At 60.0% G+C, this 14,298-nt stretch carries 12 protein-coding genes; 7 read left to right on the top strand and 5 right to left on the bottom strand.

The annotated features are described in order from the left end of the window. Window positions 1-333: 333 nt before the first annotated feature. Together rapA and rluA are read left to right on the top strand one after the other, a co-directional pair. Window positions 334-3,201 (top strand): RNA polymerase-associated protein RapA, encoded by a 2,868-nt coding sequence (rapA, locus tag ACE1BR_RS09260; protein WP_374869560.1) that lies wholly within the window; start codon window positions 334-336, stop codon window positions 3,199-3,201. A gap of 132 nt (window positions 3,202-3,333) precedes the next feature. Beyond that, entirely contained in the window at window positions 3,334-3,990 is a 657-nt protein-coding gene (gene rluA / locus ACE1BR_RS09255) for a bifunctional tRNA pseudouridine(32) synthase/23S rRNA pseudouridine(746) synthase RluA (protein WP_043165752.1), read from the top strand. 64 nt (window positions 3,991-4,054) lie between these two features. Here rluA and ACE1BR_RS09250 read toward each other — a convergent pair whose 3' ends face one another. The 5 genes from ACE1BR_RS09250 to treR all read right to left on the bottom strand — a co-directional run bounded on the left by ACE1BR_RS09250 (window position 4,055) and on the right by treR (window position 9,397). Continuing rightward, a complete protein-coding gene (locus ACE1BR_RS09250) occupies window positions 4,055-4,243 on the bottom strand; it encodes a hypothetical protein (protein ID WP_374869558.1) in 189 nt (62 codons plus the stop codon). 247 nt (window positions 4,244-4,490) lie between these two features. Continuing rightward, on the bottom strand, window positions 4,491-5,084 hold the full coding sequence (locus tag ACE1BR_RS09245; RefSeq protein WP_374869556.1) for a sugar O-acetyltransferase: 594 nt from the start codon (window positions 5,082-5,084) through the stop codon (window positions 4,491-4,493). Between the two features lie 3 nt (window positions 5,085-5,087). After that, a complete protein-coding gene (treC, locus tag ACE1BR_RS09240) occupies window positions 5,088-6,749 on the bottom strand; it encodes an alpha,alpha-phosphotrehalase (protein WP_374869554.1) in 1,662 nt (553 codons plus the stop codon). A 67-nt stretch (window positions 6,750-6,816) separates the two neighbouring features. Beyond that, window positions 6,817-8,247 carry a PTS trehalose transporter subunit IIBC gene (gene treB / locus ACE1BR_RS09235; protein ID WP_374869552.1) on the bottom strand — a complete coding sequence of 477 codons (1,431 nt, stop codon included), beginning with the start codon at window positions 8,245-8,247 and terminating at the stop codon, window positions 6,817-6,819. 172 nt (window positions 8,248-8,419) lie between these two features. Continuing rightward, window positions 8,420-9,397 carry a trehalose operon repressor TreR gene (gene treR / locus ACE1BR_RS09230; protein WP_374869550.1) on the bottom strand — a complete coding sequence of 326 codons (978 nt, stop codon included), beginning with the start codon at window positions 9,395-9,397 and terminating at the stop codon, window positions 8,420-8,422. A gap of 139 nt (window positions 9,398-9,536) precedes the next feature. On the opposite strand from treR, the gene ACE1BR_RS09225 reads away from it, so the two are divergent. From ACE1BR_RS09225 to ACE1BR_RS09205, 5 genes are all read left to right on the top strand, one after another. Further along, entirely contained in the window at window positions 9,537-10,487 is a 951-nt protein-coding gene (locus ACE1BR_RS09225; protein ID WP_374869548.1) for an AEC family transporter, read from the top strand. A gap of 170 nt (window positions 10,488-10,657) precedes the next feature. Next, the gene (locus ACE1BR_RS09220) at window positions 10,658-10,852 is read left to right on the top strand and encodes a heavy-metal-associated domain-containing protein (protein WP_374869546.1); all 195 of its coding nucleotides are present in this window, start codon (window positions 10,658-10,660) and stop codon (window positions 10,850-10,852) included. Between the two features lie 130 nt (window positions 10,853-10,982). After that, the gene (gene ansB / locus ACE1BR_RS09215; protein WP_374869544.1) at window positions 10,983-12,041 is read left to right on the top strand and encodes an L-asparaginase 2; all 1,059 of its coding nucleotides are present in this window, start codon (window positions 10,983-10,985) and stop codon (window positions 12,039-12,041) included. 192 nt (window positions 12,042-12,233) lie between these two features. Continuing rightward, window positions 12,234-13,526: a hemolysin family protein gene (locus ACE1BR_RS09210; RefSeq protein WP_374869542.1), complete on the top strand. Its 1,293-nt coding sequence runs from the start codon at window positions 12,234-12,236 to the stop codon at window positions 13,524-13,526. Window positions 13,527-13,544: 18 nt separating this feature from the next. Continuing rightward, window positions 13,545-14,210 (top strand): DedA family protein, encoded by a 666-nt coding sequence (locus tag ACE1BR_RS09205; RefSeq protein ID WP_374869540.1) that lies wholly within the window; start codon window positions 13,545-13,547, stop codon window positions 14,208-14,210. Window positions 14,211-14,298 lie beyond the last annotated feature (88 nt).

The following is a 14,298-nucleotide window of genomic DNA, read 5'->3' as shown; positions in this document are numbered from 1 at the left end:
TTTTCGAGGTTACCGACGAGGTTGTTTGCGTTGCCGCTTGCCCTGTCGATGTGGCGCATTATAGGGATCTGGATCACGCTTGCAAGAGCGTTTTAGAATTAAATTCGTATTTTTGGTTCAACCGTTCACTAATCACCCAAAAAGCGCATTTATCCTGCAATAACACACCCATATAGCCATATCGCTATCCTCTATATGGTGTGGTGGCGGTAGCAGATCAAGGTTGTGGCGATTTGGTCTCTCTACATCTATATGCATGGTGATCGAGGTCACGCCTTCGGGTAACATAGCGCCCCTTTGCGATTCACACACTCTTGGGCTTTGGAGAGTTTAATGCCTTTTGCACTTGGCCAGCGTTGGATTAGTGATACAGAGACGGATCTGGGGTTGGGGACTGTCGTTGCTGTTGAAGGACGCATGGTTACCCTGTTGTTTCCGGCTACCGGTGAAAACCGCATGTATGCCAAAGAAGAGGCGCCGGTGACCCGGGTCAGCTTCAATGTGGGCGATCAGATCACCAGTCACGAAGATTGGACCATGACGGTCGAAGAAGTGCAGGAGAAAAACGGCCTGCTTATATATGTAGGTGTTCGCACCGACAATGATGAGCCCGTTGCCCTCAAGGAAGTGTTTCTCAACAACTTTATCAAGTTCAACAAGCCGCAGGATCGCCTGTTCGCCGGTCAGATCGATCGGATGTCCCGCTTTACCCTGCGCTACGAGGCGCTGATCAACCAGCACCAGCGTCGTCGCAACCCGACTCGCGGTCTGGCCGGTGGCCGGGTCAGCCTGATCCCGCACCAGCTCTATATTGCCCACGAAGTGGGTCACCGCTACGCCCCGCGCGTACTGCTGGCTGATGAGGTGGGTCTGGGCAAGACCATCGAAGCGGGCATGATCATTCATCAGCAACTGCTCTCCGGTCGCGCCCATCGCGTGCTCATTCTGCTGCCCGAGACTTTGCAGCACCAGTGGCTGGTCGAGATGCTGCGCCGCTTCAACCTGCACTTCTCCCTGTTTGACGAGGAGCGCTGTATCGAGGCATTCGCCGATGCAGAGAACCCCTTCGAAACCGAACAGCTGGTGATCTGCAGCCTCGACTTCCTGCGCAAGAAGCGTCGTCGCTTCGAGCAGGTACTGGAAGCCGAGTGGGATCTGCTGGTCGTCGACGAAGCACACCATCTGGAGTGGAGCGAAGAGGCCCCGAGCCGCGCCTACGAAATGGTGGAAGCGCTGGCCGAACAGGTGCCGGGCGTACTGCTGCTGACCGCCACCCCGGATCAGTTGGGCCACCAGAGCCACTTTGCCCGCCTGCGCCTGCTCGATCCCGAGCGTTTCTACGACTATGAGGCCTTCCTCGCCGAGGAGCAGGCTTATGGCCAGGTCGCCAGCGCCGCGCAAGAGCTGCTGGAAGGCGAAACCCTGAGCGATGCCGCCAAACAGATCCTCGCCAGCCAGCTGGAAGGGCTGGACTTAAGCGATGCAACTGCCCGTCAGCAGGCGGTCGCCAAGCTGCTGGATCAGCACGGCACCGGCCGGGTGCTGTTCCGCAACAGTCGCGCCAATATTCAGGGCTTCCCCGAGCGCCATCTCAACGTCTACCCGATGCCACTGCCGGATCAGTACAAGACCGCCATCAAGGTGATGGGCATGATGGGTGGCAACGGTGGCGATTTGCAGACTCGCGCCCTGCGTTACCTCTATCCCGAGAAGATCTTCCAGCAGTTCGAAGGCGACAACGCCACCTGGACCCAGTTCGACCCGCGCGTCGAGTGGTTGCTGGGGCTGCTGCTCTCTGCCCGCCAACAGAAGGTGCTGGTGATCTGCTCCGAAGCGGCCACCGCTCTCGCACTGGAAGAGGCGCTGCGCACCCGTGAAGGGATCCGCGGCACCGTATTCCATGAAGGGATGTCCATCCTCGAGCGGGACAAGGCCTCTGCCTATTTTGCACAAGAGGATGGTGGCGCCCAGGTGCTGCTCTGCTCCGAGATCGGCTCAGAAGGTCGCAACTTCCAGTTTGCCAGTCATCTGGTGCTGTTCGATCTGCCGCTCAATCCGGATCTGCTGGAACAGCGGATCGGTCGACTGGATCGTATCGGTCAGCAGAATACCGTCGAGATCCACGTTCCCTATCTGGAGGGCACCTCCCAGCGCGCCCTGCAGCTCTGGTATCACGATGGTCTGGACGCGTTCGAGCAGACCTGCCCGACCGCCCGCCCGGTATTCGAAGCGGTGCGTGACGAGCTGTTCGAGCTGCTGGCCGCCAACACCGGCGATCAGGCGACCCTCGATGCCCTGCTGATCAAGACCCGCGAACTGCACGAGCCGCTCAAGGCACGACTGGAACAGGGTCGCGATCGCCTGCTGGAGATCCACTCCAGCGGTGGCGCTTCCGCCCAGCAGCTGGTCGACAAGCTGGCCGCCGAAGATGACGACACCGGCATGATCTCCTTCGCCCTCAAGATGTTCGACGAGATCGGCGTCAACCAGGATGATCGTGGCGAGAACGCGCTGGTGCTGACCCCGGGGGATCACATGCTGGTCTCCAGCTTCCCGGGCCTGCCGCAAGATGGCATGACCATTACCTTCGATCGCAACACCGCTCTGTCGCGGGATGACATGGCGCTGCTCTCCTGGGATCACCCCATGATGCGCGGCGGTATCGACCTGATCCTCGGCTCCGAGATCGGTGCGACCTCGGTTGCCCTGCTCAAGAACAAGGCGCTGCCCATCGGCTCCATCCTGCTTGAGCTGATCTTCGTTGCCGAGTCTGCGGCCCATCCCCAGCTCTACCGTTTCATGCCGCCGACGCCGATCCGTCTGCTGATGGATAAGAACGGCCAGAATCTGGGTGAGAAGGTGGCGTTCGATGCCTTCAACCGCCAGCTGACGCCGGTCAACCGCCACCTCGGCAGCAAGCTGGTCACGGCGTCCCAGCCGGTGATCCACGGTCTGATTGGCCAGGCTCAACCGATTGCCGAAGAGCTGAAAGCCGTGATTGTCGACAAGGCCCGTGCCCAGATGGCGCAAACCCTGCAGCAGGATCTCGATCGTCTGGAAGCGCTCAAGGCGGTCAACCCGAACGTGCGCGACAGCGAACTGGATTATCTGCGCAATCTGCAGGCAGAATTGCACCACCTGATCGATCAGACCCAACTCAAGCTGGATGCAATCCGCTTTATCGTGGTGACCCATAACTGATAGAACAGTGAAGGCATCATCTGGTTGATAACAACCAGACCCAACGCGAGTTGGCTGCCATGCACTTTATGATTGTGGTTACCCATAACTGATGGGGGCTTGCCCCCGCTTTGACCAAAGATGCGAGACGCTATGTTTGTATACTCACCGCCCCTGGAACCCTGGCTCGATATCCTGTTCAAGGACAAGGACATCATGGTGGTCAACAAGCCCACTGGCCTGCTGAGCGTCCCCGGGCGCGGCCCCGAGAATGAAGACAGCGTCCTGCATCGGGTGAAGCAGCAGCACCCCAAGGCGGCGGCGGCTCATCGCCTCGACATGTCCACCACTGGCGTTATCGTCATTCCCCTCAACCCCAATTCACATCGGGAGCTGAGTCGGCAATTCCGCGAGCGGGAGACCGAGAAGCACTACCTCGCCTGGGTATGGGGCGAGCCGGAGGCAGAGTCGGGTCAGGTTGACCTGCCGCTCTGCGTCGACTGGCCCAACCGGCCGAAACAGAAGGTGGACCACGAGGAGGGACGTCACGCCCTGACTCTGTGGCAGAAACTGAAGGTGGAGAACGGCAACAGCCTGATCAAGCTGACCCCGATTACCGGTCGCTCCCATCAGCTGCGTGTCCATATGCTGGAGCTGGGGCACCCGATCCTGGGTGACAACCTCTACGCCAACCCGGATGCACTGGCGGCTGCACCGCACCTTTATCTGCATGCGGCCAGCCTGACCATCACTCACCCCCGCAGCGGCGAGCGGATGACCTTCGAGGCGCCAGCCCCTTTCCCGGTCTGAGCCTGACAGGTAACAGCCAAATAAAAAGAAAGCCCCCATCAATAGATGGGGGCTTTTTTATCGCTCAGACGCGGATATCGATCTTGCTTCCGAGGGTCGCGCTGGCCGATGTCGGCGCAGTCGGAGCGGATTGCGCTGCTGTTTCCAGCAGTTTCAGGGCGGATTGGCCTTCCTGGATCTGCTGTTTTTTGGCCAGACTGGCCACCATCAGCGCAGAACCGAACGACGCATTTGCAGAGCTGGATATATCCATAGGTTACCTCCTGTACTTATCAGTATCGGCCACCCCCTGCCAAACATGAGCAGTGAATGGACCACAATCTGCCCCGAAGATCAGTTTCATGCCGATCGGGGGGGGTGATGCGGAGGGGGGAAATCTTGCCAAAACCCCGTCAGCAGGGCTCTTGCGCGGATTATTAACCATTTACAAAACAAATACTGATGGCGATTTCATTTAAAAAATAAATGACAAAAACATCATCAGCCAGCCAAAATCGCCTCTATTTGAGCTCGGCAAGCTCATCCGCCGTCATCGGCCGCAATACCCGACAGGGGTTGCCAGCGGCCACCACATTGGCGGGCACATCTTTGGTCACCACCGAACCGGCGCCGATGACGCTGTTATCGCCGATAGTGACACCGGGGCAGATAACCGTGCTACCGCCAATCCAGACGTTATGGCCGATCCGCACCGGCTTGCCGAACTCCACCCCCTTGATGCGCGGCGCCACCGCCACCGGGTGAGCCGCAGTGTAGATCTGCACCCCGGGCGCCAGCAGCACGTTGTCGCCGATATGCACCTCGCACACATCGAGGATGGTGCAATTGACGTTGGCGTAGAAGTTCTCGCCGACGAAGATGTTGGCGCCATAGTCGCAGAAGAACGGCGGATTGATGGCGCACTCCTGGCCGTGGCTACCGAGCAGCTCGTGCAGCAAAGCATCCCGCGCCGGTTTCTCCTGCCAGCTGGTGTTGAAGGTGTGATAGAGCCTGCGGCAGCGCTCGCGCGCCGCTTTCAGCTCGGGATCGCCCGCATCATAAGGCTCCCCCGCCACCATCTTCTGCCACTCGGCACCACGCACCACCTTCTCCATTACCTACTCCATCAGCCAGATCAGGGATTCATAAGGGCGCAGCATACCCGATTGCGGTTGGGCCGGGCTATCCGGGTAGTTGCCGAGCAGCAGCCGACCCTTCCCGCTTTGCAGCTCGGCAGGCAAGGCAAACTCCACCGGCTCGCCGTAGAAGTTGCTCACCACCAGCAGGGTCTGACCGTTGGCGCGGCGGGCATAGGCCCAGATCTGCGGGTGCCCGGTCAGCAGCTCCTGATAATCCCCCTGCGTGAAGATGGGGTGCGCCTTGCGAAGGGCGATGAGATCCCGATAGTGCCAGAACACCGAGTGCTGGTCGGCCAGCGCCGCCTCGGCGTTGATCCCGGAATAGTTGGCAGCTGGCTTGAGCCAGGGCGTCCCGCTGGTGAAACCGGCGTTGGCCGCAGCGCTCCACTGCATCGGGGTGCGCGAATTGTCGCGGGACTTGGCACCGAGAATGGCCAGGATCTCGCCCTCGCTCATCCCTTCCGCCTGCTTGATGGCGAAGATGTTGCGGCTCTCTACATCCTGATAGTCATCGATGCGCTGATAGCCGGGGTTGGTCATGCCGATCTCCTCCCCCTGATAGATGTAGGGGGTGCCTTGCAGGCCGTGCAGCGTGCTGGCCAGCATCTTGGCGGCCACTACCCGCTGTTCGCCCTCGTCACCGAAGCGAGAGACGATGCGCGGCTGGTCATGATTGCACCAGAACAGCGCCGACCACCCCTTGCCGTGCATGCCGCTCTGCCAGTGGTTGAAGATACGCTTGAGTTCGAGGAAATCGAACGGCGCCTTGGTCCACTTGTCGCCGTTGGGATAATCCACCTTGAGGTGGTGGAAGTTGAACACCATGGAGAGCTCGGAGCCATCGAGGGCACCATAGCGCTGGCAGTGCTCCAGCGAAGTAGAGGACATCTCCCCCACCGTCATGGCCCCCACCGGGGCAAAGACATCGCGGCTCACATCCTGCAAAAATTCGTGGATACGCGGCCCGTCAGTGTAGAAGCGGCGGCCATCGCCAATCTCGTCGTTCGGGAACGCCTGATCCTTGGAGATGAGGTTGATGACGTCGAGGCGGAAACCGTCCACTCCCTTCTTCGCCCAGAAGTGGATGATGTTTTTAACCTCGGCGCGCACCGCCGAGTTTTCCCAGTTGAGATCCGCCTGCTCGCGGGCAAACAGGTGCAGGTAGTACTGACCGGTAATCTCATCAAGCTCCCAGGCGCTGCCACCAAACTTGGATTGCCAGTTGTTGGGCACGCCACCATCCACCGGATCGCGCCAGATGTAGTAGTCGCGGTAGGGGCTGTTCTTGTCCCCCAGCGCCGACTTGAACCAGGTGTGCTCGGTGGAGGTGTGGTTGACCACGATATCCATCACGATGCGGATGTCGCGCGCGTGGGCGGCGGCCAGCAGCGCCTCGAAATCAGCCATGGTGCCGTAGGCGGGGTCGATGGCAAGGTAGTCGGCGATGTCGTAGCCGTTATCCACCTGCGGCGAGACGTAGACCGGGGTCAGCCAGAGGGCATCGACCCCCAGCGTTTTGAGGTAATCGAGGCGGGCCATGATCCCCTTGAGATCGCCGGTGCCACGGGCGCCGGAATCCTGAAAGCTCTTGGGATAGATCTGGTAAATCACGGCGCTCTGCCACCAGGGTGTTTGGCTCATGGCTCTTTCTCTTGTCACAAATTGAAAAGGGAGAGGGCGACCCGCAAGGTCGCCCTGACAATCAGATTCAGGCGCTCGCTTCGGCCAGCTTGCCAGCCGCTTGCTGGCGCTTGTAGACCAGCAGGGTCAGCACCACCGGCACCACGATGGCGACCAGCATGGCGAGGGAGTAAACGGCCCAGTATTGCGGCTGGATGGAGAGGATACCCGGCAAGCCACCTACCCCGATGCCGTTGGCCATCACCCCGGCGAAACCGCAGATGAGGGCAGCAAGGCTGGAGCCCACCATGGCGCACAGCATGGGGAACTTGTACTTGAGGTTGATACCGTACATCGCCGGCTCGGTCACCCCGAGGTAAGCGGAGATGGCGGCAGGCACCGAGATCTCCCGCTCGTTCTCCTTGCGGCTGATGAGGATGATCCCTACCACGGCAGACGCCTGAGCGATGTTGGAGAGCGCAATGATCGGCCAAATCGGGGTACCACCCATGCTCTGCATCAGCTGCAGATCCACCGCATTGGTGGTGTGATGGATGCCGGTGATGACCAGCGGCGCATAGAAGAAGCCGAACAGGGCGGCACCGATGGGAGCGAAGGAGCCGGTCATGGCCGCCTTGGCAGCGAAACCGACGCCATCACCCAGCCAGCGACCGAACGGACCGATAAAGGCGTGGGCCACGATCACCGCCAGCAGCAGCGAGACAAACGGCACAATCACCAGATAGAGATAGGCCGGAATGACCCGCTTGAGGTTGGTCTCCACCCAGGCGAGGAACACACCCGCCAGCAGCGCCGGAATGACCTGCGCCTGATAACCCACCTTCTGGATCACGAACAGGCCGAAGTCCCACACTTCGGGAGTCTGCTGGCCGATGCCGTAGGCGTTCATCAACTGTGGCGACACCAGCGTCACCCCCAGCACGATGCCCAGGATCTCGGAACCACCCATCTTCTTGACCGCAGACCAGCAGACGCCCACTGGCAGGAAGTGGAAGATCGCCTCACCCAGTAGCCAGAGGAAGGCGTGCACCTGAGCCCAGAACTGGCTGATCTCGGTGAGGGTGTGAGTGCCATCGTCGAACATCTTGATGTCGCCGATGACGTTGCGAAAGCCCAGGATCAGACCGCCGGTGATGATGGCGGGCAGCAGCGGCACGAAGATCTCCGCCAGATGGGAGATGCCCCGCTCCAGCGGATTCATGTTCTGGCGGGCAGCCTGTTTGGCGGCCTCCTTGCTGCCACCGCTGACGCCGAGCTCTTCGGTCAGCGCCTTGTACCACTGCTCTACCTCGTTGCCGATCACCACCTGGAACTGACCGCCCTGGGTGAAGCTTCCCTTCACGGCCGGGATGGTTTCGATAGCCTTGCTGTCGGCCTTGGCCGGATCGTTCAGGACGAAGCGCAACCGGGTCAGGCAGTGGCTGACGGTGGCGATGTTCTCCTTGCCACCGATCTTGTCGATCAGGATGGCCAGGTGCTGTGCGTTGATCTTGGACATGGGTCTTCCCTCTGTGACGCCATTGAATAGTGGTCTGCATCGCCCTTGCGAGCCACTCTTTGGGCTCTAGCGTTTTTGGTATCGTTCCCATTTAGCATGCCGACAATCTCGCCAGATCAAAATGGGAACGTTCCCAATTCGTGGCCAGCGTCACAAAAAGCGCGTTTTTTGTTCAGTCGGAAGTGATGGGGCTCACAGGGTGCGGCAGGGTGCGGCAGGGTGCTATGGTCGCCAGCGGCGGCTGCTCCTGCTCGATCTGGCCAAGCAGCTGGCGTGCCGCCTGCTCCCCTGCCCCCTTGTAACCGAGATCCAGGGTGAGGGCGTTGGGGAAGAGGAAGGTGAGCATGGAGTTGTTGCCAAGGCCGGTCACCAGCACCTCGCTACGCCCTTGTTCTTGCAGGTATTTTGCCGCGCCGATGGCGAGGGTATCGCTGGCGCAGACCAGTGCGCCGGTAGTCGGGGTGAGCAGCTCGGCAGCCAGCCGGTAGCCGCTCTGCAAGCTGAGATCGCCGAGGGCGCTGCGCGCCGCCAGCCCCTGCTCGGCGCAATAGCCGAGGTAGGCGTCGAGTCGACGCTGGCCGGTGGTGAGGTCGGCGGTATCCACCCCCAGATAGGCGATGTCGCGGATACCGCGAGCTGCGAGCTGGCCCAGCATGGTGCGCACCGCTCCGGCATCGTCAAAACAGACCGAGGAGAAACCGGGGTATTCGCGGGCAACCAGCACCAGCTTATCCCTGAGCGGCGCCATGGCGGCATAGTCGAGATCGTTGAAGGCGAACAGGATGATGCCATCCACCCCGCGCCGCTCCAGCACCGCCAGATGCTCCAGCACCTTGGCAGGGGAGAACTTGCTCTCCATCAGCACCGCATCGTAGCCGCGCTGGTAGAGGGTCTCCAGCATGCCGCGCACCGCCTGATTCTCCGAGCTGGAGTCGAGGCGCGAGACGATGATCCCCACCACCTGCTGGCTCTGGCTGCGCATGGCCCGCGCCGACTTGCTCGGCACAAAGCCGTGCTCGGCGATGATCAGCTCCACCCGCTCGCGGGTCTCCTGCTTCACCTTGGGATCCTGATTGAGCACCCGGGAAACAGTCGACTTGCCGACCCCCGAGAGGCGGGCGATATCGAGAATGGTCAGTTTCTTGTCCATGGATTGACTCACTGGGATTGGGTGCAGGCGGTGGAAATTGCCCACATTGTTGTGATTAACCCCTGTGAATACAAGCCCATGGCGTTAGAATGCGATCTTTGCTCCGGCGAACGCCTCGCCCTCGTTCAGGATCTCCATCATGGATCTGTTGGCCAGTCTGCTCTTCTCTCTCTCCATCACAGGCCCCATCTGTACGGTACTGCTGCTCGGCATCCTGCTCCGGCGGCTGGGGCTGCTGCCCGACCCCTTTACCGAGTCTGCCTCCCGGCTGGTGTTTCAGGTGACCCTGCCTGCCCTGCTCTTTCTCAGCATTCTGGGTACCGACTTCGCCACCATGCCGAGCCTCTGGTTTATCGGCTATGGTCTGCTCGCCACCGTGGTCAGCTATCTGGTGCTGGAGTGGCTGGCTGGCCGCTTCATCACCAAGCAACAGCTGCGCGGCATCTTCGTGCAGGGGAGTTTTCGCGGCAACAGTGCCATCATCGGGCTCGCCTACGTGCAAAATGCTTATGGTCATGCCGGACTGGGGGCCGCCGCCTTCTACGCCGGGGCGGTCACTGTGCTTTACAACATCCTCGCGGTGATCACCCTCACCCGCAGCCTCGGTGGCGCAGCGGGCATCCGCCCCATCCTGCTCAGCATCGTCAAGAATCCGCTGATCATCGCCATCGTGGCAGCCCTACCGTTCAGTCTGCTCGGCATCAAGATGCCGCAGTTGCTGCTCACCACCGGCAGCTACTTCGCCAACATGACCCTGCCACTGGCGCTGCTCTGTACCGGGGCATCTCTGAGCCTGAATGCGCTACGCGGCGGGGCCGCCCTGGCTGGCTGGGCCAGCGTAATGCGACTCTGCCTGATCCCGGCCGCCTTTACCCTGGGGGCCGCACTGATCGGCTTCAACCATCTGGAGCTGGGCATTCTGTTTCTCATCAGCGCCACCCCGACCGCAGCCGCCAGCTATGTGATGACCCGCGCCATGGGGGGCGACAGCGTACTGGCAGCAAACATCATTGCCACCACCACCCTCGGCTCGCTGGTTACTACCAGCCTTGGGGCAACCCTGATGAACTATCTTGGCCTGATGTACTGAACCTTTGCCTTGCCGGAAACGGCAGCGTGCTGACCGCGAACATCATCGCCACCACGGCCTTCGGTTCGAGGGTCACCATCAATCCGGCAGCGAGCCTGATGTACTGACGGCTTGACCTTGCCGGAGGCGGCAGCTTTACCCTTGTCACATACCCACCAAGGAGCGCTGTTATGACTATCGAACTCACCATCTCCGGCATGTCCTGCGGCGGCTGTGCCGCCAGTCTGCAAAAGGCGCTGCTGGCCCAGCCTGCCGTCACCACCGCGACCGTCGATTTCGGCAGCAGCAAGGCGGTCATCGAGAGCGAACTGAGCAAGGCCGAGCTGATCGCCCTGATCGAAGCCAAAGGATTCTCTGCGAGTTAAATTATCTATATAGAGGTATAAAACAGGTAAAAATCCTGTATCAGTCTGTTTATTGGTGAGTTTTATCACAATAAAACCCAATAGAAAGCGCAAACTTGCTGCGATTTTTCCAACCATAAGGATTTGCAGCATGACCCTCCCGATCCGCAAGACCCTGCTCGCCGCCGTCGTTGGCCTGACCCTCTCCCCCATGGCCATGGCCCTGCCCAGCGTCCATATTCTGGCGACCGGCGGCACCATCGCCGGAGCGGGACAGTCAGCTACCCAATCCAACTATGAGGCCGGCAAGGTAGCCATCGAGACCCTGATTGCTGCCGTTCCGGAGATGAAGAACGTCGCCGACGTGCAGGGTGAGCAGGTCGTCAAGATCGGCTCCCAGGACATGAACGACGAGGTGTGGCTCAAGCTGGCCAAGCGGGTCAACGAACTGCTGGCCAAAGATGATGTGGATGGCATCGTCATCACCCATGGCACCGACACCATGGAAGAGACCGCCTACTTCCTCAATCTGACCGTCAAGAGCGACAAGCCGGTGGTACTGGTCGGCGCCATGCGCCCCTCCACCGCCATGAGCGCCGACGGCCCGATGAACCTCTATAACGCCGTGGTGACCGCCTCTGACCCCGCCTCCAAAGGTCGTGGCGTGATGGTGGCGATGAACGACACCGTGCTGGATGCCCGTGACGTCACCAAGACCAACACCACCGGCGTGCAGACCTTCGCTTCCCCCAACTTCGGCCCGCTGGGTTATATCCACAACGGCAAGATCGACTATCAGCGCAGCCCGGCTCGCCTGCACACCAGCAAGACCCCGTTTGACGTGAGCAAGCTCGACAAGCTGCCGCAGGTCGGCATCGTCTACAACTATGCCAACGCCACCGATCTGCCTGCCAAGGCGATGGTGAATGCCAAGTTTGACGGTATCGTCAGTGCCGGGGTGGGTAACGGCAACCTCTACCACACCCTGTTCGACACCCTGGCTCAGGCCAGCAAGGATGGCATCCGGGTGGTCCGCTCTGCCCGCGTACCGACCGGTTCCACCACCCTGGATGCCGAGATCGATGATGCCAAATATGGTTTCGTCGCCTCTGGCACCCTCAACCCGCAAAAATCCCGCATCCTGCTGATGCTCTCTCTGACCCAGAGCAAAGATCCGAAACAGATCCAGCGCTGGTTCCAGCAGTTCTGATCGGGGCAACCTGACCGACCATAAGCAAGGGCGGGATATCCCGCCCTTTTGCCTTTCCGGCTCCTGTTCATCCATCCCCACTGGCTCGCGTGATAAAATTAGCGAGCAGGATCACCCGCTTTTACAAGCACGTCGCGGCCAAATTCATTACACTGCCAGCGATCTTTTCAATTCAAGGAGTGCTGCCGCAGTATGGAAATATTGATCCTGTTGGGATTGATTTTGCTTAATGGCCTCTTCGCCATGTCGGAAATCGCCATCGTCACCGCGCGCAAGGCGCGCCTTGGCAAGCTGGTCAATGAAGGGAGCCGCTCCGCCGCCATTGCCCTCAAGTTGAGTGAAAACCCGACCCATTTTCTCTCTGCCGTCCAAATCGGCATTACCAGCATCGGTCTGCTCAACGGTATCTATGGCGAATCCCTGCTGGCCAAACCGTTTTCTCTCTGGTTACAGGAGTGGGGGCTCTCTGCCAAAAGCAGCGGCCTGATCGCCACCATCATCGTGGTGGTGGGGGTAACCTACCTCTCCATCGTGGTCGGCGAACTGGTGCCCAAGCGCCTTGGCCAGCTGAGCGCCGAGCGTATCGCCTGCCTGGTGGCACGCCCCATGCTGTGGCTCGCCACCCTGACCCGCCCCTTCGTCTGGTTGCTGTCGGCATCGACCAACGCCAGCCTGCGCCTGATGCGGGTAAACCAGAATGGCAATACCAACGTCACCGAGGAGGAGATCCACGCCATGCTGGTGGAAGGATCGGAAGCCGGTGTCATCGAAGATCATGAACACACCATGCTGCGCAACGTGTTTCGTCTCGACGAGCGCAGCCTCAACTCGATCATGGTGCCACGCAGCGATATCCGTTATCTGGATCTCTCACTGTCACTCGACGCCAACCTGCAGCGACTGGTGGAGTATCGCCACAGCTTCTTCCCGGTCTGTGACGGTAGCCTCTCCGAGCTGGTCGGGGTCATCGATGTCAGCAAGGTGCTGCACGCCTATATCAAGGGCGAGCCCATCGATCTGGCTGCGCTGACCCAGGAGTGCAGCCTGCTGCCAGAGACCCTCAACGGCGTCGAGTTGCTCAATCACTTCCGCACTCATAGCGAGCAGATGTCGCTGGTCGTGGACGAGTATGGCGAGCTGCAGGGGCTGGTCACCCAGCAGGATCTGCTGGAGGCGCTGGCCGGCGATTTCCAGCAGGAGGATGGCGAAGATAACTGGGCATTCCAGCGTGCCGATGGCAGCTGGCTGCTCGACGGCCTCATCCCGCTGCCAGAGCTGAAGGACTGCCTGGAGCTGGTTCGTCTGCCAGAAGAAGAAAAACATCACTATCACACCCTCGGAGGGCTTATCATGCTGCTCCTTGGTCGTGTTCCACATACCGGCGATCTGGTGACGCTGGAACAGTGGCAACTGGAAATTGTTGACATGGATGGTCTGCGCATAGACAAGGTGCTCGCCATGCCCTTGACCGATCTACCCAGCTAACCTGCGGAGTTTGCAAGTATGGAGCAGTTTTACCAACTGGCTCACGCCTTTATGAATCACGATCTGAACACGCTGTCTGATCCCAAGATGGCTTTCATGATCTGTGGTGTGATCCTGACTTTTCTGGTGCTGGAAAACGGATTCATTCCCACAGCCTTCCTTCCCGGCGACAGCCTGCTGCTGCTGACCGGCGTCCTCATCTATCAGGATGTATTGTCTCTCGGGGTGATCCCGCTGCTGATCATGGCCACCTTTGTCGGCACCTGGCTCGGCTACATGCAGGGGCGCTTTCTCGGTCATACCCAGATGTATCATCGCCTTATGTCTCATGTGGAAGAGCGGCACCAGCAGAAGGTCTACCACCTGCTGGACAAGTACGGGATCATCACTCTGATCACTGCCCGTTACATCGCCTTCGTACGGACCGCCTACCCCTATATCGTCGGCGCCACCGAGCTGCCGCAAGGGCGCTTTCTCATCGTCAATCTGATCAGCTCCATCATGTGGATCTGCCCGCTAGTCGGCATCGGTTACTACCTGAGCCACACCAAGCTGGCGAACGAATACCAGACCCAGTTTTTCAACATCATCATCTACCTGCCGGTAGCGTTGCTGGTGGGAGGCGTCATCGCCCTGATCTGGCGCTGGATCAGCAAGCGCAAGGCGGCACGGAGCCAGAACTGACCCCTGCCGACCACACCTTATCCAAGAGCCCTCACCAGAGGGCTTTTTTGATCGCTTTTTTGCGCAAATAGCAGAAATAGTCCCTGGC

This window comes from Aeromonas sp. MdU4, from assembly GCF_041929505.1.
GTDB lineage: Bacteria > Pseudomonadota > Gammaproteobacteria > Enterobacterales > Aeromonadaceae > Aeromonas.
The sequence above is the reverse complement of the archived record's forward strand: the minus strand, read 5'-3'. Positions and strand labels throughout refer to the sequence as shown.

Coding starts and splice junctions, on each gene's coding strand:
- rapA (WP_374869560.1), top strand. CDS start 334: ATGCCTTTTGCACTTGGCCAGCGTTGGATTAGTGATACAGAGACGGAT.
- rluA (WP_043165752.1), top strand. CDS start 3,334: ATGTTTGTATACTCACCGCCCCTGGAACCCTGGCTCGATATCCTGTTC.
- ACE1BR_RS09250 (WP_374869558.1), bottom strand. CDS start 4,243: ATGGATATATCCAGCTCTGCAAATGCGTCGTTCGGTTCTGCGCTGATG.
- ACE1BR_RS09245 (WP_374869556.1), bottom strand. CDS start 5,084: ATGGAGAAGGTGGTGCGTGGTGCCGAGTGGCAGAAGATGGTGGCGGGG.
- treC (WP_374869554.1), bottom strand. CDS start 6,749: ATGAGCCAAACACCCTGGTGGCAGAGCGCCGTGATTTACCAGATCTAT.
- treB (WP_374869552.1), bottom strand. CDS start 8,247: ATGTCCAAGATCAACGCACAGCACCTGGCCATCCTGATCGACAAGATC.
- treR (WP_374869550.1), bottom strand. CDS start 9,397: ATGGACAAGAAACTGACCATTCTCGATATCGCCCGCCTCTCGGGGGTC.
- ACE1BR_RS09225 (WP_374869548.1), top strand. CDS start 9,537: ATGGATCTGTTGGCCAGTCTGCTCTTCTCTCTCTCCATCACAGGCCCC.
- ACE1BR_RS09220 (WP_374869546.1), top strand. CDS start 10,658: ATGACTATCGAACTCACCATCTCCGGCATGTCCTGCGGCGGCTGTGCC.
- ansB (WP_374869544.1), top strand. CDS start 10,983: ATGACCCTCCCGATCCGCAAGACCCTGCTCGCCGCCGTCGTTGGCCTG.
- ACE1BR_RS09210 (WP_374869542.1), top strand. CDS start 12,234: ATGGAAATATTGATCCTGTTGGGATTGATTTTGCTTAATGGCCTCTTC.
- ACE1BR_RS09205 (WP_374869540.1), top strand. CDS start 13,545: ATGGAGCAGTTTTACCAACTGGCTCACGCCTTTATGAATCACGATCTG.